At 63.0% G+C, this 18692-nt stretch carries 20 protein-coding genes; 18 read left to right on the forward strand and 2 right to left on the reverse strand.

Annotated elements, in window-relative coordinates; genetic code table 11:
* The first annotated feature begins 53 nt into the window (after positions 1-53).
* From argB to HPY65_06090, 14 genes are all read left to right on the forward strand, one after another.
* Entirely contained in the window at positions 54-944 is an 891-nt protein-coding gene (gene argB, locus HPY65_06025; GenBank protein ID NPU84028.1) for an acetylglutamate kinase, read from the forward strand.
* A gap of 19 nt (positions 945-963) precedes the next feature.
* Positions 964-2151 (forward strand): acetylornithine transaminase, encoded by a 1188-nt coding sequence (locus tag HPY65_06030; GenBank protein ID NPU84029.1) that lies wholly within the window; start codon positions 964-966, stop codon positions 2149-2151.
* Positions 2148-3062 carry an ornithine carbamoyltransferase gene (gene argF / locus HPY65_06035; GenBank protein ID NPU84030.1) on the forward strand — a complete coding sequence of 305 codons (915 nt, stop codon included), beginning with the start codon at positions 2148-2150 and terminating at the stop codon, positions 3060-3062. The genes HPY65_06030 and argF overlap by 4 nt, the downstream gene beginning before the upstream one ends.
* Before the next feature lie 74 nt (positions 3063-3136).
* Positions 3137-4510 (forward strand): argininosuccinate synthase, encoded by a 1374-nt coding sequence (locus HPY65_06040; GenBank protein NPU84031.1) that lies wholly within the window; start codon positions 3137-3139, stop codon positions 4508-4510.
* 11 nt (positions 4511-4521) lie between these two features.
* Positions 4522-5916 carry an argininosuccinate lyase gene (argH, locus tag HPY65_06045; protein NPU84032.1) on the forward strand — a complete coding sequence of 465 codons (1395 nt, stop codon included), beginning with the start codon at positions 4522-4524 and terminating at the stop codon, positions 5914-5916.
* Positions 5897-6346, forward strand: a complete 450-nt coding sequence (locus HPY65_06050) for a hypothetical protein (protein ID NPU84033.1) — start codon at positions 5897-5899, stop codon at positions 6344-6346. The genes argH and HPY65_06050 overlap by 20 nt, the downstream gene beginning before the upstream one ends.
* A 150-nt stretch (positions 6347-6496) precedes the next feature.
* The gene (gene lysA / locus HPY65_06055; protein NPU84034.1) at positions 6497-7756 is read left to right on the forward strand and encodes a diaminopimelate decarboxylase; all 1260 of its coding nucleotides are present in this window, start codon (positions 6497-6499) and stop codon (positions 7754-7756) included.
* A 38-nt stretch (positions 7757-7794) separates the two neighbouring features.
* Positions 7795-8670 (forward strand): 4-hydroxy-tetrahydrodipicolinate synthase, encoded by an 876-nt coding sequence (locus HPY65_06060; GenBank protein NPU84035.1) that lies wholly within the window; start codon positions 7795-7797, stop codon positions 8668-8670.
* Between the two features lie 10 nt (positions 8671-8680).
* Positions 8681-9487 carry a 4-hydroxy-tetrahydrodipicolinate reductase gene (locus HPY65_06065; GenBank protein ID NPU84036.1) on the forward strand — a complete coding sequence of 269 codons (807 nt, stop codon included), beginning with the start codon at positions 8681-8683 and terminating at the stop codon, positions 9485-9487.
* A gap of 5 nt (positions 9488-9492) precedes the next feature.
* Entirely contained in the window at positions 9493-10026 is a 534-nt protein-coding gene (gene folK, locus HPY65_06070; protein NPU84037.1) for a 2-amino-4-hydroxy-6-hydroxymethyldihydropteridine diphosphokinase, read from the forward strand.
* A gap of 5 nt (positions 10027-10031) precedes the next feature.
* A complete protein-coding gene (locus tag HPY65_06075) occupies positions 10032-10313 on the forward strand; it encodes a hypothetical protein (GenBank protein NPU84038.1) in 282 nt (93 codons plus the stop codon).
* A complete protein-coding gene (fsa, locus tag HPY65_06080) occupies positions 10310-10957 on the forward strand; it encodes a fructose-6-phosphate aldolase (GenBank protein NPU84039.1) in 648 nt (215 codons plus the stop codon). Before HPY65_06075 ends, fsa begins: the two co-directional genes overlap by 4 nt.
* 131 nt (positions 10958-11088) lie before the next feature.
* Positions 11089-11673: a CDP-diacylglycerol--glycerol-3-phosphate 3-phosphatidyltransferase gene (gene pgsA, locus HPY65_06085; GenBank protein NPU84040.1), complete on the forward strand. Its 585-nt coding sequence runs from the start codon at positions 11089-11091 to the stop codon at positions 11671-11673.
* Entirely contained in the window at positions 11670-12476 is an 807-nt protein-coding gene (locus HPY65_06090; protein ID NPU84041.1) for an alpha/beta fold hydrolase, read from the forward strand. Before pgsA ends, HPY65_06090 begins: the two co-directional genes overlap by 4 nt.
* Before the next feature lie 20 nt (positions 12477-12496).
* Here the strand turns inward: HPY65_06090 and HPY65_06095 are convergent, their stop codons facing one another.
* The gene (locus tag HPY65_06095) at positions 12497-13444 is read right to left on the reverse strand and encodes a nitronate monooxygenase (protein ID NPU84042.1); all 948 of its coding nucleotides are present in this window, start codon (positions 13442-13444) and stop codon (positions 12497-12499) included.
* A gap of 468 nt (positions 13445-13912) precedes the next feature.
* On the opposite strand from HPY65_06095, the gene HPY65_06100 reads away from it, so the two are divergent.
* Together HPY65_06100 and HPY65_06105 are read left to right on the forward strand one after the other, a co-directional pair.
* Positions 13913-15649 (forward strand): aldehyde ferredoxin oxidoreductase, encoded by a 1737-nt coding sequence (locus HPY65_06100; protein NPU84043.1) that lies wholly within the window; start codon positions 13913-13915, stop codon positions 15647-15649.
* A 185-nt stretch (positions 15650-15834) separates the two neighbouring features.
* Positions 15835-16350: a hypothetical protein gene (locus tag HPY65_06105; protein ID NPU84044.1), complete on the forward strand. Its 516-nt coding sequence runs from the start codon at positions 15835-15837 to the stop codon at positions 16348-16350.
* Between the two features lies 1 nt (position 16351).
* Here HPY65_06105 and HPY65_06110 read toward each other — a convergent pair whose 3' ends face one another.
* Positions 16352-16594 (reverse strand): MoaD/ThiS family protein, encoded by a 243-nt coding sequence (locus tag HPY65_06110; GenBank protein NPU84045.1) that lies wholly within the window; start codon positions 16592-16594, stop codon positions 16352-16354.
* A 135-nt stretch (positions 16595-16729) separates the two neighbouring features.
* On the opposite strand from HPY65_06110, the gene HPY65_06115 reads away from it, so the two are divergent.
* Both HPY65_06115 and HPY65_06120 read left to right on the forward strand, forming a co-directional pair.
* Entirely contained in the window at positions 16730-17587 is an 858-nt protein-coding gene (locus tag HPY65_06115) for a HesA/MoeB/ThiF family protein (GenBank protein NPU84046.1), read from the forward strand.
* Positions 17588-17660: 73 nt separating this feature from the next.
* Complete coding sequence (locus HPY65_06120; GenBank protein NPU84047.1) at positions 17661-18653, forward strand: phosphatase PAP2 family protein; 993 nt, start codon at positions 17661-17663, stop codon at positions 18651-18653.
* The last annotated feature ends 39 nt before the right edge of the window (positions 18654-18692 follow it).

The raw sequence follows: 18692 nt of genomic DNA on the forward strand, positions 1-18692 counted from the left end.
TGGGGACGGATTTTAATCTGTCCCCCGATCTGTACATGCGGGAGACGAGAGCGATGAACATGCTGGAAAAGTCGATGGAGCGGGCGGAAATCCTCATGGAGGCCCTGCCCTACATCCGGAGGTTCTACAACAAGACCGTCGTCATCAAGTACGGCGGCCACGCCATGCTGGACGAGGAGCTGAAGGACGGTTTCGCCCGGGACGTCCTCCTGATGAAGTATATCGGCATCAACCCCGTCGTGGTCCATGGCGGAGGACCCCAGATCGGAATGCTCCTGAAGAAGCTCGGGAAGGACTCGAAGTTCGTCCGGGGCCACCGCGTCACGGACGCGGAGACGATGAGCATCGTCGAAATGGTCCTGGTGGGGTCGGTGAACAAGGAGATCGTGGGCCTCATCAACCGCCATGGCGGCAGGGCGGTGGGCCTGAGCGGCAAGGACGGCAGCCTCATCCAAGCCGAGAAATACACCCTGAGCGAAGAGAAGTCCAAGGACACGCCTTCGGAGATTATCGACCTGGGCCTCGTGGGGAAGGTCAGGTCGATCAACGTGGAGCTTGTCCGGTCCCTGACCCGCGACGGGTTCATCCCGGTCATCGCCCCCACCGGGGCGGGAGATGCGGGGGAGACATACAACATCAACGCCGATGTCGTCGCCGGCGAAATGGCGGCGGCGTTGAAGGCGGAGAAGCTGGTCCTCCTGACCGACGTATCCGGCGTCCTCGACGAGCGGAAGGAACTCATCAACACGATGACGAACCGCCAGGCCCTCGACATGATCGACGCCGGCGTGGTGGAAGGGGGCATGTACCCCAAGGTCAAGTGCTGCCTGAAGGCCCTCAAGGGCGGCGCCGGCAAGGCCCATATCATCGACGGGCGGCTGAAGCACGCCATCCTCCTGGAGATCTTCACGGACTCGGGGATCGGCACGGAAATCGTCCAGTAAGAAAGGAAAGCAAACCAAGATGACTTCCCAGGAATGGATGGAGCGGTTCGATCGGTCCGTCATGGGGACCTACAAGCGGTATCCCCTGGTCCTGAGCCGGGGCGAAGGGTGCCGGGTCTGGGACCTGGAGGGAAAAGAGTACCTGGACTGCGTCGCCGGGATCGCCGTCTGCAGTCTCGGCCACAGCCACCCTCGGGTGGTCGAGGCCGTCCGGAAGCAGGCAGGAATCCTCACGCACATTTCGAACCTCTACTATACCGAGGCCCAGGCCCTGCTGGCGGAGCGTCTCGTCCGGGCGTCCTTCGCCGACAAGGTCTTTTTCTGCAACAGCGGCGCCGAGGCGAACGAGGCGGCCATCAAGCTGGCCCGGAAATACGGGAACGAGATCCTCGGCGGGAAGAACGAGATCATCACGATGGAAGGCTCCTTCCACGGCCGGACGCTGGCGACGATCACGGCGACGGGACAGGCGAAGTTCCAGGCGGGCTTCGAGCCCCTGCCGGCGGGCTTCCGCTATGTGCCCTACAACGACCTTTCCGCACTGGAGGCGGCCGTCGACGGGAAGACCTGCGCTATCCTCGTCGAGCCCGTCCAGGCCGAAGGGGGCGTCCGGGTGCCCGATCCGGGATACCTGAAGGGCGTGCGGGAGATCTGCGACCGGAAAGGAATCCTCCTGGTCCTCGACGAGGTCCAGACGGGAACGGGCCGGACGGGAACGTTTCTCGCCCATGAAGCGGAGGGAATCGAGCCGGACATCGCGACCCTGGCCAAGGCCCTGGGAAACGGTTTCCCCGTCGGGGCGATGCTGGCCACCGACAAAGCCGCCGCGGCCTTCGTTCCCGGAAACCATGCCTCCACCTTCGGCGGCAACCTGCTGGCCATGGCGGCGGGCCTGGCGGTCATGGATGTCCTCCTGGAGGGGGGCCTCCTGGAGAAGGGAGCGAAGGCAGGACGGTATTTTCTGGAGAAACTGCAGGCGCTCAGCGCGAAGCACGCCTCGATCCGGGACGTCCGGGGAAAGGGACTCCTACTCGGCGTGGAGATGGATCGGGAAGTCGCCGGGATCCTGGCCCGGTGCACGGAGAAGGGCCTTCTCGTCGCCACGGCGGGGACCCATGTCGTGCGGTTCGTTCCGCCCCTCGTCATCACCGAGGGGGAGATTGACCGGGCGGTGGAGATTCTGGGCGGCGTTCTGGAGGAGCGATGAAGAAAGACCTGCTGACGGAATTTGACCTGGCCATCGACGATTTCGACCGGCTCTTCGCCCGGAGTGCGGAAATGAAGGCGGAACTGCGGCAGGGCCGACTTTGCCCGTCCCTGGCCGGGAAGGTGCTGGGGATGATCTTCGAGAAGTCCTCGACCCGCACCAGGCTCTCCTTCGAGGTGGCCATGATCCAGCTCGGCGGGACGGCGATCTTTCTCTCCAGCAGGGACATCCAGATCGGCCGGGGGGAGACGGTGGCCGATACGGCCCGGATCCTCTCCCGCTACGTCAACGGCGTCATGATCCGGACTTTCGGCCAGGAGATGGTGGAGGAATTCGCCCGGTACGCGACGATCCCGGTCGTCAACGGCCTGACGGATCTCCTGCATCCCTGTCAGATCCTGAGCGACCTGTTCACCGTCATCGAAAAGCGGGGCCGCTATGAAGACCTGAAGATCGCCTATGTGGGAGACGGGAACAACATTGCCAACTCGTGGCTGAATGCGGCCGCACGGCTCCCCTTCCACTTGACCCTGGCCTGCCCGGAAGGGTATGAGCCGAATCGGGAGATCCTCGACCGGGCCCTCCGTGAGGCGCCCCGCTCGATAAGCCTTTATCGCAGCCCGAGGGAGGCCGTCCGGGAGGCCGACATCGTCTACACGGACGTCTGGGCCAGCATGGGGCAGGAGAGCGAGAAGGACGTCCGGGCCCGGGCGTTCCAGGGCTACTGCATCGATGACGCACTTCTGGAGCAGGCCGGGCCGGAGGTCCTCGTCATGCACTGCCTGCCGGCCCACCGCGGGGAGGAAATCTCCGCCGCCGTCATGGACGGGCCGCGTTCCATCGTTTTCGACCAGGCGGAGAACCGCCTGCATGTACAGAAAGCCATCCTGGAGATGCTCATGGGCCGCTGAAAGCGGCCCGGGCGAAACGTCAAGCGTTAAAAAATACTTCGGGATTGAGAAGACACACAGGAGGAAAACAGATCATGGTGCAATCGGTAAAAAAAGTGGTTCTTGCCTATTCGGGCGGGCTCGACACATCCGTGATCGTCCGCTGGCTCATCGAGACGTACGGCTGCGAGGTCATCGCCTTCGCCGCCGACGTGGGCCAGAAGGAGGAACTGGACGGGCTCAGGGAAAAGGCGATCAGCACGGGGGCGAGCCGATGCTACATCGACGATCTCCGGGACGAGTTCGCCCGGGACTTCATCTTCCCGGCGCTGAGGGCCAACGCCATCTACGAGGGGGTATACCTCCTGGGAACCTCCCTGGCGCGGCCGCTGATCGCGAAGCGGCAGCTCGAGATCGCCCTCCTCGAGGGGGCCGATGCCGTCTGCCATGGCGCCACCGGAAAGGGGAACGACCAGGTTCGCTTCGAGCTGACCTACATGGCGCTCAATCCGAACATCCGGATCATCTCCGCCTGGAAGGATCCCAACTGGACGTTCGATTCCCGGGAGTCGATGTTCGATTATGCCGAGAAGTACGGGATCCCGCTGCCGCTGACGAAGGACAAGCCCTATTCGAGCGACCGGAATTCGCTCCACATTTCCCATGAGGGGGCGATCCTGGAAGATCCCTGGGCGGAACCGCCGGAAGACATCTTCGTTCTCACCGTTTCGCCCGAGGCGGCGCCCGACCGGCCCACGTACGTGGAGATCGACTTCGTCAAGGGCGTTCCCGTGGCGGTCGATGGTGTCCGCATGTTCCCCGCGGAGCTGATGGACCACCTGAACGGGATCGCCGGCGCCAACAGTGTCGGGCGGGTCGACATGGTGGAGAACCGGTTTGTGGGCATGAAGTCCCGGGGCGTGTATGAGACCCCCGGCGGGACCGTGCTGTGGGCCGCCCACCGGGCCCTCGAGTCCATCACCATGGACCGGGAGGTCATGTTCCTCCGGGATTCCCTGATTCCCAAGTACTCCCAGCTTGTCTACAACGGTTTCTGGTATGCCCCAGAGATGCAGGCCCTGCAGCGCTTCATCGACGAGACCCAGGAGAACGTCACCGGCACCGCCAGGGTCAAGCTCTACAAGGGAAACTGCATTGTCGTCGGCAGGAAATCCCCCCTGTCCCTCTACCGTGAGGACTTCGCAACGTTCGAGAAGGACCAGGTCTACAACCAGATGGACGCCACGGGATTCATCCGCCTCAACGCCCTCCGGCTCCGCATCAAGGCCATGGTCGAACAGGAGAGGGTCCGGCAGGAGGGAAACCGGCGCAGCATGAACCGCCGGCTCAGCGAGCGCCGGGACGGCGACCGGCGGGGTGCGAAAGTACCGATCCAGTCGGAGAAGGAAATGCGCGCTTCGGAACGCCGCCGGCGCGATCGCCGCACAAAGGAACGCCGGCAGAAATAGGACGGAGAGCCATGGCGCGAAAGGAGAAACCCTGGGGAGGGCGTTTCAAGGGTGGGACGGACCGGGAGGTGGAAGCCTTCACGGCATCCATCGCCTTCGACCGCCGCCTCTGCCGCCACGACATCGAGGGCAGCATCGCCCATGCACGCATGCTGGCCCGGCAGGGCGTCCTCACGGCCCGGGAGGAAAAGTCCATCGTTGCGGGTCTCCGGGGTATCCGGAAGGACTTCGAACGGGGAGTCTTGGTCTTTGCCGACGCCGACGAGGACATCCACATGGCGGTGGAGAAGGAGCTCATCCGGCGTGTCGGAGAGGCCGGAGCCAAGCTCCACACGGGGAGGAGCCGCAACGATCAGGTGGCCCTGGACCTGCGGCTCTACCTGCGGGAGGAGATCGGCCACATCCTGGACGGCATCGGGGGTCTCAAGGATGCCCTGGCGGACCTGGCAGGCCGGGAACTGGACACGGTCCTGCCGGGATATACCCATCTCCAACGCGCCCAGCCGATCCTGCTGTCCCATTACCTCCTGGCCTACCGGGAGATGCTGGACCGCGACGAAAGCCGCTTCCGGGAATGCCGGGTCCGGGTCAACGTGATGCCCCTCGGGGCGGGCGCCCTGGCCGGGACCGGGATCCCCATCGACCGGCGCGTCACGGCGGAGATCCTGGGGTTCCCGGAGATGACCCGGAACAGCCTGGACGCCGTTTCGGACCGGGATTTCGCGGCGGAGTTTCTCTTCGACTGCGCCCTGCTGATGATGCACCTGAGCCGGTTCTGCGAGGACCTGATTCTCTGGTCCACCGAGGAGTTCCGCTTCATCGAGATCTCCGACGCCTTCACCACCGGCAGCAGCCTGATGCCCCAGAAGAAGAATCCCGACGTGGCGGAACTCGTGCGGGGAAAGACGGGTCGGATTTACGGGCACCTGATGGCGCTGCTCACGATCCTCAAGGGTCTGCCGATGACCTACAACCGCGACCTCCAGGAGGACAAGGAGCCGGTCTTCGACGCGGTGGATACCATCCGGGCCAGCCTGTCGGTGTTTACCCGGATGCTGGGGCAGGTCGCTTTCCACCGGGACGGGATGGAGAAGGCCGCCGCAGGGGGCTTTTCCACGGCGACGGATGTGGCCGAATACCTCGTGAAAGCGGGGGTTCCCTTCCGGGAGGCCCACGGCATCGCGGGCCGGATCGTCGCCTTCTGCCTGGAGAGGGGAAAGACCCTGTCGGAACTGACGCTGGAGGAATACAAGGACTTTCACAAGGCTTTCCGTGGGGACATCCATGAGGCAGTCACGGTCCGCAGCTCCATCGGCGTTCGGAACATCCCCGGCGGAACCTCCGGGAAAGCGGTCCGGCAGAGACTCCGGGAGATCGGGAGGCAGCGTGGGCGGACGAAGAGCTGACAGGCTGGTGATCCTGGTCCTGTCGCTGCTGATCGTGGCGGTCGGGACTGGGTGCGGCAAGAAGGGCGATCCCCTTCCGCCGGACGTGGTGCTGCCGGCGGCGGCCCACGATCTCCGCATCGGGAAGGACGCGGAGAGCATCCGCGTTTCCTGGCTCCTGCCGGAGAGAGAACGGGACATCCGCCGAATCGTCATCCAGCGAAGCGAGTTCCAGACGGTGCTGGATCGGTGCCCCGATTGCCCCCAGGACTTCCGGATTCTGGCGGATCTCCCGCCGGGGGACCCTCGCTTCGACCGGACGGAGGGACGCGGAATGGCTTATCTGGACCGGGACATCCGGAGCGGGCGGCTGTACATGTATCGGATTATCGTATGCAATGGCGGGGGAGCCTGCAGCGACCCATCCATGACGGTTGAACTCAAATATTGAAGGGCTGTTGAAAAGCGCCCGCCTGCTGCGTTTCCCTCATCCCTCGCCACTCAACGTACAATAAAGTACGACTCGTGGCTCGGGACTTCGGGGGCCTTGCATCCGGTCACGTTTGAACAGCCCTGGGAAGGGATTTTCTCTAAGGGAGCCATGAACGATTTCCACTACCGGAACAACGAGCTGTGGTGCGAGGAGGTGCCCCTGAGGACCGTTGCGCGGAAGGCAGGGACCCCATCTTACGTTTACAGCCGCCACACCCTGGAGCGGCATTTTTCCGTATTCGACAAGGCCTTCGAGAAGATCGACCACCTGGTCTGCTTCGCCGTGAAGTCGAACTCCAACACGGCGATTCTCCGGATCTTCGCCCGGCAGGGCGGCGGCGTGGACATCGTTTCCGGCGGGGAGCTGTACCGGGCCCTCCAGGCCGGCGTGGATCCGGGCAAGGTGGTTTACTCGGGCGTAGGGAAGCGGGTGGACGAAATCGAATTCGCCCTGGAAGCGGGCATCCTCCTGTTCAACATCGAATCCCTGCAGGAGCTCGAGGTGATCGACGCCTGCGCCGGCCGCTTCGGAAAGAAGGCGCCCATCGCCCTCCGGGTGAATCCCGACGTAGACCCCCAGACGCATCCTTACATCTCCACGGGTCTCAAGGAGAACAAGTTCGGCATCGACGTGAAAAAGTCGGTGGAGGCCTATCGGCAGGCCCGGAACCTGTCCAACGTCGAGATCCTGGGAGTCAGCTGCCACATCGGGTCCCAGCTGACGAAAATATCCCCCTTTGTGGATGCCCTCAAGCGCCTGAAACGGCTGATCGGGCTTCTCCGGAAGGAAGGGATCCGCATCCGCTACCTGGATCTGGGCGGGGGCCTGGGGATCACCTACCGCGAGGAGGAGCCGCCCCACCCGTCCGAGTACGCTCGCGCCATCATCAAGGCCGCGAAGGACCTGGACGTCACGTTCATCTTTGAGCCGGGCCGGGTCATTGTGGGGAATGCGGGGATTCTTCTCACGAAGGTCCTGTACACGAAGACAAATGATGACAAGCGGTTCATCGTGGTGGACGCAGGGATGAACGACCTCATCCGGCCCAGCCTGTATTCGTCGTACCACGGGATCAAGCCGGTGCTGAAGACCCCCCGGGAGACCGCGCCGGCGGATGTCGTGGGGCCCATTTGCGAGACGGGAGACTACCTGGCGAAGGGGAGGGATCTGCCGCTGTTCGAGCGGAATGAGCTGATGGCCGTCATGAGCGCCGGAGCCTACGGGTTCACCATGTCGTCGAACTACAATTCACGGCCCCGGGCGGCGGAGGTTCTCGTAGACGGGAACCGGATCGAAGTCATCCGGAAACGGGAGACGTACCGGGACCTCGTGAGGGGGGAACGGATACCGGAGTTTCTTGCGGAATAGGGATTAAAAAAACATCAAGAATGATGGAGGAGGAAGTTATGTTCAAGGGAGCAATCGTCGCCATTGTGACCCCTTTCCGGAACGGGAAGGTGGATGAGGAGGCGTACCGGAACCTGATCGAGTTCCAGATCGCCAACGGCACGGACGGCATCGTGCCCTGCGGGACGACGGGGGAATCGTCCACCCTGTCCCACGAGGAGCACGACCGGGTCATCGACATCTGTGTGGACGCGGTGAAGAAGCGCGTTCCCGTCATCGCCGGCACGGGGTCCAACAGCACCGAGGAGGCGATCCGGATGACGCGCCACGCCTACGAAGTGGGCGCCGACGGGGCCCTGATGGTCTGCCCATACTACAACCGGCCCACCCAGGAAGGCCTGTACCAGCACTACAAGGCGGTGGCGGAGGCCGTTCCGATCCCCATCATCGTCTACAACATTCCCAGCCGCACCGGCGTCAACCTGTTGCCGGACACGCTGGCCCGCCTGGCAAAGATCCCCAATATCGTGGGCGTCAAGGAGGCCTCGGGATTGATCAAGCAGATGAGCGACATCATCGCCCTCTGCGGGAAGGACTTCACGGTGCTCTCCGGAGACGACGGCTTTACGCTTCCGCTCATGGCCGTGGGCGGCCACGGGATCATCTCCGTTATCTCCAATGTCGCCCCGGCGGACATGGCAGGCATGGTGGACGCTTTCTTCGCCGGAGACCTCAAGAAGGCGCAGGAGCTGCATCACAAGATGGCGCCCCTCATCGACGCCATGTTCATCGAGACGAATCCGACGCCCGCCAAGGCGGCCCTCGCCATGATGGGCAAGATCGCCTACGAGGTCCGGCTGCCCCTCTGGAAGCTCTCCGAGGCCAACCACGAGAAGCTCCGGAAGGTCATGCAGAACTACGGGCTCATCAAGTAAGGAGGATGCCATGGTGAAAGCCGTCGTCACCGGTGCGGGCGGAAAGATGGGCGGTCGGATCATCAACATGATCCAGGCCGCCGAAGGGATCGAACTGGCCGGCGCCGTGGAGCGGAAGGACCACCCCTGGCAGGGCCGGGACATCGGCGAATGCCTGGGCCTGGCCATCCGGGGCATCCGGGTCGGCGACGACCTGACCGCCGCCCTGGCCGGCGCGGACGTGGTCATCGACTTCACCCACCACGAGGCGTCGATCCGGCACCTGGAAATCGCCCGGGACCTGGGGAAGGCCATCGTGATCGGCACGACGGGGTTTCCCGCCTCCGGGATGGAGAAGGCCCGGGAAATCGGCAAGGATGCCCGGTGTGTCCTGGCGCCGAACATGAGCGTCGGCGTGAACGTCCTCTTCAAGGTCCTGGATCTCGTGGCGGGGATCCTGGGGGATGACTACGACGTGGAGATCGTCGAGTCCCATCACAACCTGAAGAAGGATGCTCCCAGCGGGACGGCCATGAAGATGGCCCAGGTCATCGCCGCCCGGCTGGGCCGCGACCTGGACCAGGTGGGCGTCTACGAGCGGAAGGGGCTGATCGGCGAACGGACGAAGAAGGAAATCGGCATCCAGACCCTGCGGGGCGGAGACATCGTCGGGGAGCACACGGTGATGTTCGTCACCGGCGGCGAGCGGCTGGAGCTGATCCACCGCGCTCACAGCCGCGACAACTTCGCCCGGGGCGCCGTCCGGGCGGCCAAATGGATCGTCGACCGGCCCAAGGGCTTCTACGACATGCAGGACGTCCTGGGGCTTCGTTCCTGAGGGAAATGACCGGAGAAAATCCGTCGCGGGGGGACGAATCCGCCGTTTTCGGCGTCCTCTGCTTCATCGGGATCGGGTCCAACCTGGACCGGCCGCTGGAGCGCTGCCGGGAGGCCGTCCGCAGGCTGGCGAAAACGGACGGAATCGGATTCCTTCGCCGGGCGCCGTACTACAAGTCGGAGCCGGCGGGTTTGTCGGACCAGCCCTGGTTCGTCAACACCGTGGCGGAAGTCCGCACCTCCCTGCCGCCGCGGGAACTGCTGGTAAGGCTGAAAGAGATCGAGGAGGCCATGGGGCGGACGCCCGGCCCGCGGTGGGGGCCCCGGAGGATCGACCTGGACCTCCTCCTCTATGGCCAGGATGTAATCAGGGAGGAGGGCCTCGCCGTTCCCCACCCGGAAATGCACCGGCGGCGGTTTGTCCTGGCTCCCCTCAACGAGATCGCCCCCTGGGCGATCCATCCCGCCTTCGGAGTGTCCATGGCGGGACTCATGGAAAGGCTGGAAGATCCGCTCCGGGTCTTTCTGCTGGAGGAATAAAAGGCATGTTCGGACTGATACGGCTGGCGATCATTCTCCTGATCCTGTATCTTCTGTACCGGCTGTTCCGCTGGATTTTCCTGCCTGCGGGGAAGGTCGTGAAGCCCCTGCCCCGGGAGGGCGACGGATCGCCCCGGGAGGATCTGGTGGAGGATCCTGTCTGTCACACCTATCTGCCGGCCAGCCAGGCGCGAATGGCCCGGTTCGGCGAACGGGATCTGTATTTCTGCAGCGAGGAGTGCATCGAGAAGTACCGAAAGGAAATCGGAGGAGAGGAAAAGGAATGAAATTTTTCATCGACACGGCGAACATTCAGGAGATCAGGGAAGGGCTCAGCCTCGGGATGGTGGACGGGGTCACCACGAATCCGAGCCTGGTGGCGAAGGAGAAGCGCGGATTTCAGGAGGTGGTCAAGGAGATCCTGGAGATCGTCGACGGGCCGGTCAGCCTCGAGGTCGTCAGCCTGGACGCGCCGGGCATGGTCAAGGAAGGCCGGAAGCTGGCGAAGCTGGGAAAGAACGTCGTGGTCAAGGTGCCGATGACGACGGAGGGCTTGAAGGCAACGAAGATCTTCGCCGGCGAGGGAATTGCCGTCAACCAGACACTCATTTTCTCTCCCCTCCAGGCGCTGATGGCGGCCAAGGCCGGGGCGGCTTACGTGAGCCCGTTCGTGGGCCGGCTGGACGACGTCTCCGCGCGGGGCATGGAACTGGTGGAGCAGATCCTGACCATCTACGGAAATTACGGTTTCGAGACGGAGGTCATCGTGGCCAGTGTCCGCCATCCCATGCACGTGCTGGAGGCGGCCCTCATGGGTGCGGATATCGCAACGATCCCCTTCAAGGTCATTGCCCAGCTGGCCCGCCACCCCCTGACGGATCGGGGGATCGAGGCCTTCCTGGAGGACTGGAAAAAGGTTCCCAGGAAGTGACGGCCCCGGAGACGGTCCGGAGCAAGGGAATGGAATAAGGAAACGCAGATTCAACAGCCTGTCGAAACCGGCGCGCCAACGCGTGCATACCGCTCATGCTGATCGACGTCCTCAAGCAGTGGTTCGACCGACTGCCTCTCTCGCCGGCGGAGCGGAAGATCTTCAATCTTCCGAATACGCTGACGATGCTCCGCATCGCCGTCGTTCCCGTCCTCTTCTTCCTGCTCCTGTCGCCCGGAGAGACCTGGAGCCTCGTCATCGCCGGGCTCTTCGTCCTGGCCTCCTTCACGGACATGCTCGACGGCTGGGTCGCCCGCCGGTACGGGATCGTCACCACCATGGGGAAATTCCTGGACCCCATCGCCGACAAACTCGTGGTGAACACGGCCATGATCCTGATGATCCCCATCGGGCGCATTCCCGCCTGGGTGGCGGCGATCATCGTGATCCGCGACTTCGTCGTCGACGGGATCCGCTCCATTTCGTCGGCCGACGGGATCGTGATCTCCGCCAGTCCCCTGGGGAAGCAGAAGACCGTCTGCCAGGCCTTCGCCGTGACGGCCCTCATCATCCATTACCCGTTCCTGGGGGCGGACGCACACCTGGTCGGGACGGTCCTGGTCTATCTGGCCCTGATTCTGACCGTCTGGTCCGGTTTCGACTACCTGTTGAAATTCTACCGATCGGCCATCAGAAAGGACATAGGGAGCGAATGAACGCGCCTGCTGGGAAATCGTACGAGGCCCTGGATCGACCGGAAATCCTGCGAGTCCTGTTCTATCCACGCCCGGAGTGGGGCTATCCCGACCGGGGCGCCTTCGAGCCCGTCCTCATCCCCGTGGGAGGGGACATCGTCGTGGGAGGCCGGTTTCATCCGAGTCGGAAAGAGGGGCCGAATCTCCTCTTTTTCCACGGCAACGGCGAGATCGTGGCGGACTATGACGACATGGCGCCCCTGTTCACCCGGAGGGGCATGAACCTGCTCGCCGTGGACTACCGGGGATACGGCCGTTCCAACGGATTCCCGTCGCTGGCGTCGATGATGGCGGACAGCCACGCGGCCCTCGCGTTCGTCCGCGAATGGATGCAGCAAAACGGCCATACGGGGCCTCTCATCGTCATGGGCCGCTCCCTCGGCAGCGCCTCTGCCCTGGAACTGGCCTCCGGCCACCCCGACGAGATCGACGGCCTGATCATCGAGAGCGGCTTTGCCTGGATCGGGCCGCTCCTGGCCCTCATGGGATTCCGCCTTGAATTCTTCGGGCTTTCGGAAGAGGACGGGCCGGAAAACATCAAGAAGATCGAATCGTTCAAAAAGCCGACCCTGGTAATTCACGCCGAGTTCGACCACATCATTTCCCATACGGAGGGCCAGGCCCTCTACGATGCCTCCCCGGCAGCGGTCAAGCGGATGCTGACCATCGAAGGGGCCAACCACAACGACATCTTCTACCAGGGTATGGACCGATACCTCGATGCCGTCGAGTGGCTGGCAAAAGAGGCGGCGGCCGCTCGCTGAGAAAAAAAGGCAGAAATTTTTCAGGTCAGCCTTGACAGCCGTGCCAGGGTTACCTCGCAGCCGCGGGCGATCCAGCGGATGACGTCCCCGGCGGGGAGGATCTCCCGGACGGCGCCGACGGCCTGGCCGATTTGCAGTTCTCCCTCGGATAGATCCCCGTCGAACATCCCCAGCTTCGTCCGCTTTTCCCCGATGAGATCGAGAAGCTCCTGCTCGCCGGCACCGCGGGCCTCCGCATCGAGGACCCGGCGGGTCCACTCGTTCACGATGACCCGGGCGGGGACGAGCTTCTTGAGAACGAGGAACGTGCCCGTGGGGGAGGCGTCCACCATGGCCCGCTTGAAGTTTTCGTGGGCGCTCGACTCGACCGTGGCGGCCAGGCGGGTCCCGATCTGCACGCCCTCGGCTCCCAGGGCCAGTGCCGCCGCCATGCCCCGGCCGTCGTAGATGCCCCCGGCGGCGATCACGGGAATCCGGACGGCCGCAGCGGCCTGCGGAACCAGGACCATCGTGGTCAACTCATCCCGGCCGTTGTGGCCTCCCGCCTCGAACCCTTCCACCACCACCGCGTCGACCCCCGCCCCCTCGCACTTTCCCGCCAGCTCCGGCGTGGCGGTGACATGGACGACCTTCATCCCGGCGTCCTTGAAGCGGGGCGTGAATTTCTTCGGGCTGCCGCCGGAGGTGAAGACGATCCGGACCTTCTCCTCGACGAGAATCCGGGCCATCTCCTCGGCGTACTGGAAGAAGAGGGGCAGGTTCACCCCCCAGGGTTTGTCCGGGCAGGCATCACGCATCTTCCGGAGATGCTCCCGGAGCAGGTCCGGGGTCATGGAGCCGGCGCCGATGAGGCCCAGGGCTCCCGCTTCGGCGGAGGCCGACGCCAGCCGCCAGCCGCTGACCCAGATCATGCCCGCCTGGATGATGGGAAACTCGATGCCGAAAAGTTCCGTGATGCGCGTCCGGATCATGGCAGACCTCCTCCCGAATTGGTTGTCAAAGGCATTGTATCAGAAGTGACACATTGAAACTTCAAATGATCCGTGTATGTTAAAAGAAACACGACAACCGATATTCTCTGCAAACGAAGGGTTCGTCAATCTGATTTCTCGTGGGAACCCCCTGGTTCCGCCGGGGGCTCCCGGACTTGACGGCGTGCGGGCATGCTGCTGCCGTCTGGACGGGATGAGCCGGTTAAACGAACCTTGCGACATTTTACAAGAAAGGAGGCCATTGTTCAAAAGCAAATGAACGCTGAAATGTGAAAGGATTCATCCTGTCCGGAGAGGATTGGGGTTATCTGCCGGTTGGCGAAAGAGATGGGAATCGCCTTTGGTCTTCTCGCAGTCAGAGATCTTTCGGCAGCCTTCCAGATAACCGGAACGTCGGCAACCCATGTTTTCAGGAGCAAACCCGTTCAGAAAGGGGGGCTGAATATGGATAAACTGCTCCGAATCAATATGAGTGTCGAAGGGGGACCCAAGGCGATCGTGGATCCGATGGGGGAATACGCAGGGCTGGCAGGCAGGGCGTTGACGTCCGCCGTTGTCGCCCGGGAAGTGCCACCCCTGGCCCACCCCTTGAGTGAGGACAACAAACTGGTCATCGCCCCGGGGATGCTGAGCGGCTCCCTCGCGGCCATGTCCGGGCGCATGTCCGTTGGCTGCAAGAGCCCTCTCACCGGGGGGATCAAGGAGGCCAATTCGGGCGGCCAGGCCTCCCAGGTCCTGGCCCGGCTCGGCTATGCCGCGATCATCCTGGAGGGAAAGCCCCGGGACAGCGATCTCTACAGGATATTCATCAACAAGGACGGTGTGAACATCATCCCGGACAACAGTCTGAAACTGCTCGGCAACTACGACCTGGTCGAAAAAATGAAAAGGGAGTATGGGGACAAAATCGCCTGCATTTCCATCGGCCAGGCCGGGGAGATGAAGATGTCCGCCGCAACCGTGGCCTTTACGGACATGGAGCTCCGGCCCACCCGTCATGCCGGGCGCGGCGGGGTCGGGGCGGTCATGGGCGCCAAGGGGGTGAAGGTCATCGTCCTCGACGATACCGGGATGACGGCCCGTGCCCCGAAAGATCCGGAAAAATTCAGGGCCGCCAACAAAACGTTTGTCGAGGGGCTCCGGAAGCACCCGGTCACCGGTGAAGGTCTCCCCGCTTTCGGGACCAATGTGCTCGCGAATGTCATCAACGAGGCGGGCGGATATCCCACCCACAATTTCCTGTGGGGCCGCTTTGCGGGGGTGTCCAGGATCAGCGGAGAGACGGAAGCCGAGACGGAGGTTGCCCGCGGCGGCGTTGCAACCCATGGCTGCCATCGGGGCTGCACGATACAATGCTCCGGTATTTACATGGACAAGGACGGCCACTACTTGTCGAAGCAGCCGGAATATGAGACGGTCTGGGCTCACGGTGCGAACTGCGGGATCGACGACCTGGATGCGATTGCCATGCTGGACCGTCTGGACGACGATTTTGGCCTGGATACCATCGAGATGGGGGCGACCATCGGGGTGGCCATGGAGGCAGGCCTGGCCAGGTTTGGCGACGCCCAGGCGGCCATCCGCCTCATCCGGGAAGTCGGCAAGGGAACCCCATTGGGGCGCATCCTGGGGAATGGGGCCGCCGTGACGGGCAAGGTGTTCGGCGTGGAGCGGGTGCCCGTCGTCAAGGGCCAGGCCCTGCCGGCCTACGATCCCCGCGCTATCCAGGGCATGGGGGTTACCTATGCGACATCGACCATGGGCGCCGATCACACGGCGGGTTACGCGGTCACCGCAAACGTCCTTCAGGTGGGGGGATTTGTGGATCCTCTGAAGGCGGAAGGCCAGATCGAGCTTTCCCGAAATTTGCAGATTGCCACGGCGGCCATCGACTCGACGGGGATGTGCCTCTTCATCGCCTTTGCGGTTCTGGATCAGCCCCAGACCTTCCAGGCCCTGCTGGATCTGCTCAATTCGTTTTACGGGCTGGAGCTGACCGCAGACGACGTGACCGCGCTGGGCAAGAAGGTTCTGACCATGGAGCGGGACTTCAACCAGAGGGCCGGATTTACCAGCAAGCAGGATCGCCTGCCTGAGTTCTTCAAAAAAGAGCTCCTCCCGCCCCACAATGCCGTTTTTCAGGTCTCTGATGAAGAGCTGGACAAGGTTTTCAACTGGTAATGAACACGTTTCGTTTGGAAATGGGGAGAGCCGCGTGCGGCCTCCCCGTTCTCTTGTCCATTTGGGGTGCCGGCATGAGCCATGAGTCGTCGCATCAAATCCCTGCCAACGGATCGAACCGCCTCCACTTGACCGTGAAGCCGGGGTTTGTTCCGTTCTTCTTTCCGCTCCTGCAGAAGGGGTTCGTGTTGAAGACGGAGGTCGGCTGCAGCCTCCGGGAGCTCCTGGCCGAACGGTTCGGCATCTCCATTGAGTACATCGAAAACAGAATCCAGACGGTCTTTCTGGACGGCAAGCCCGTCGACGACGTGGATGCGGCTGTTGTGCGGGACGGGGCGGTCCTTGCGCTCTCCTCCGCCATGCCCGGCCTGCTGGGTGCGATCATGCGAAAGGGGGGATACTATTCCCGGTTGCGCAGTCCCGTCAGCCATGCGGAAAACGAGGAAGCGGCCCGGCGGATGGATGGACAGGTCACCGTGAAGCTCTTCAACCTCACCATCCCGGAACTGGGGCCCCTGTTTCTCAAACGGGGAATCTGGGTTGACGCGGAGGATTTAAGAAATCTCTTCAGGAGCCGGCCGCAGGATCTGGAGGAGGGCTGCGAGGAGGCCGCGGTGGACGGCCGACAGGTCGATCCGGCGATGCTCCCGTCCTGGGACTTTACAGCCGTACAGGCATATCTCAAGCTCCGAATGGTTTGAATCAGCCTCCCGCCACCGGCGGGAAAACGCCCACCCGGTCTCCCTCGTGCAGGATCTCGTCGCCACGGGCATGAAGCCCGTTCAGAAAGATGAGCTTGACTTTGTCCATGGGGACCTGGAGACTCCGGAGAAGTTCGAGGATGGTGGTTCCCTCGCTCACCTCACGGATTCTGTCGCCGGGCGCTCGTGTGTCACGGGGGAGGTAGCGGGCCAGGGAGGCGTAAAGGTTCAGCTCGATTTTCATGTCAGGATATCCCTCCATTCCTGCGAAATCCACCCCCGTTTCATACACCCTTTTGTTGTTTTTCTCCCAACAGGATTTCCTGCCCTGGGGGTGCCGGGTGACCGGCGGTCGTGAAGCAGGAAATGGGTATTTCCGATGATTTCGGACATTCAGCGGCAGATAAGGGAAAAGGCGGCACGGATCACCGACCCGGCGGGGCGTGAGGTTCACGTCATGGAGGATCGGGTCGCCCTGGAAATCGCCGGCCGGTATGGCCTGAGCCTGCCGGAGATCTATACGGAGGCCCTGAGGATCGCCGTTTATCCCTGCCGCTACGTCCGCAACCTGGACATCATCTCTCCGGCGGAGCAGTTAAAGCTCGCCGAGTCGCAAGTTGCCGTTGCCGGTGCGGGCGGGCTGGGCGGGCAGGTCATCCTGCTCCTGGCGCGGATCGGAGTCGGCCGGCTGGTTGTCGTCGATCACGACCGGTTTGACGAAACGAACCTGAACCGTCAGGCCCTGTGCAGCCTGGAATCCCTGCATAAGTCGAAAGCGGAGGCCGCCGTGGAGACCGTGGCCTCCATCAATCCCGGGATCCTGGTCATTCCTCACCGGGCGAGAATAGACGCCGCGAATGTCGATCCGATAGTAGCCGGCGCCGATGTGATTGTCGATGCCCTGGACAATGTGCCCGATCGTTTTGTACTGCAGGGGGCGGCCCGCCGGCTGGGGGTTCCCCTGGTGCACGGTGCGCTGGCGGGTTTTGAGGGCCGGGTCATGACGGTCTATCCGGGAGATCCGGGCCTGGAGCAGCTTTACGAACCTGCGGCTTCGGAAGCCGACCCGGAGCGGCCGGAGGACCTCCTGGGCGTTCCGGCGGTGACCGCCGCCGCCGTCGGCACCCTCCAGGCCATGGAGGTGCTCAAGATCCTCCTGCGCCGCGGGAAGGTATTCCGACACATCATGGCGCACATCGACCTGGAAAACGGCCGTTTCGAAGAGTTCCGCTTTTAATGGAACGGCGGAAGGAGCATCGCCGCATCGGGAATCGCCGGCCCACTCTATTCAATCATCATCGCAAAGGAACATGGAACCGATCTTCCTAAGTGGAATTGCATTCATCACCTGGTTGCAGGGGCTGGGTGAGTGGCTTGTCGTTCCCATGCAACTGTTTTCCTTCCTGGGGACGGAGGAATTCTTCCTGCTGGTCCTGCCGATCATCTATTGGAGCGTGGATGCCGATGCAGGCTTGCGGGTCGGGATGATCCTGCTGCTCTCCGGCGGCCTGAATGACACTCTGAAACTCGCCTTTCACGGCCCGCGGCCCTACTGGTTCAGCACACAGGTGAAAGCGCTCGCACCGGAAACCTCTTTCGGAATGCCGTCAGGGCATGCGCAGATTGCAGCCAGCCTCTGGGGTCTGGGGGCGTCACTGGTAAAGCGTCCGTGGGCATGGGGGGCGGCTGTTTTCATCATTCTCATGATCGGGCTTTCGCGCCTGTATCTGGCCGCCCATTTCCCGCACGATGTTCTCGTGGGCTGGATTACGGGTGCGCTGGTGCTGTGGGTTTTCCTGCAGGGGTGGGATGCCGTTGCGGCCTGGGCGAAAAGGAAGTCGCCCGGAGAGAAGGTTGGATTGGCCTTCGCCCTCTCGATGGCAATGCTCGCCTCCGGGGTGATCGCCTTTGTTTCCTGGAACGGATGGGTGCTGCCCGCCGACTGGGTGGCGAATGCCCGGCAGGCGGGAGCGAATCCGCTTCCGGCACCCGTGACGCTCAACGGGGCCGTTACATTCTCTGCGGCATTGTTCGGTATGCTGGCAGGCCTGGTCTGGATGGATTCGAAGGGGGGGTATGGTTCGGACGGGAGTTTCCGGGGGAGGTGCGGACGTCTTTTGCCCGGTTTCGCAGGGCTTCTGATGATCTATCTTGGCCTGCGGGCGATTTTCCCTCATGGAGAAACGGTGAGTTCCTATGCCTTGCGCTACCTGCGCTTTGCCCTCGTCGGTCTGTGGATTTCTGCGGGTGCGCCGTGGCTGTTCATGAAACTGAACATGGCCCGGAGCTTGAAAACCGAGTGACATCGCTGCAGTTCCTTCCCCAAACCATTCCGGTTTTGG

It is taken from the genome of Syntrophaceae bacterium (assembly GCA_013177825.1).
In the GTDB taxonomy this organism is placed as follows: domain Bacteria; phylum Desulfobacterota; class Syntrophia; order Syntrophales; family PHBD01; genus PHBD01.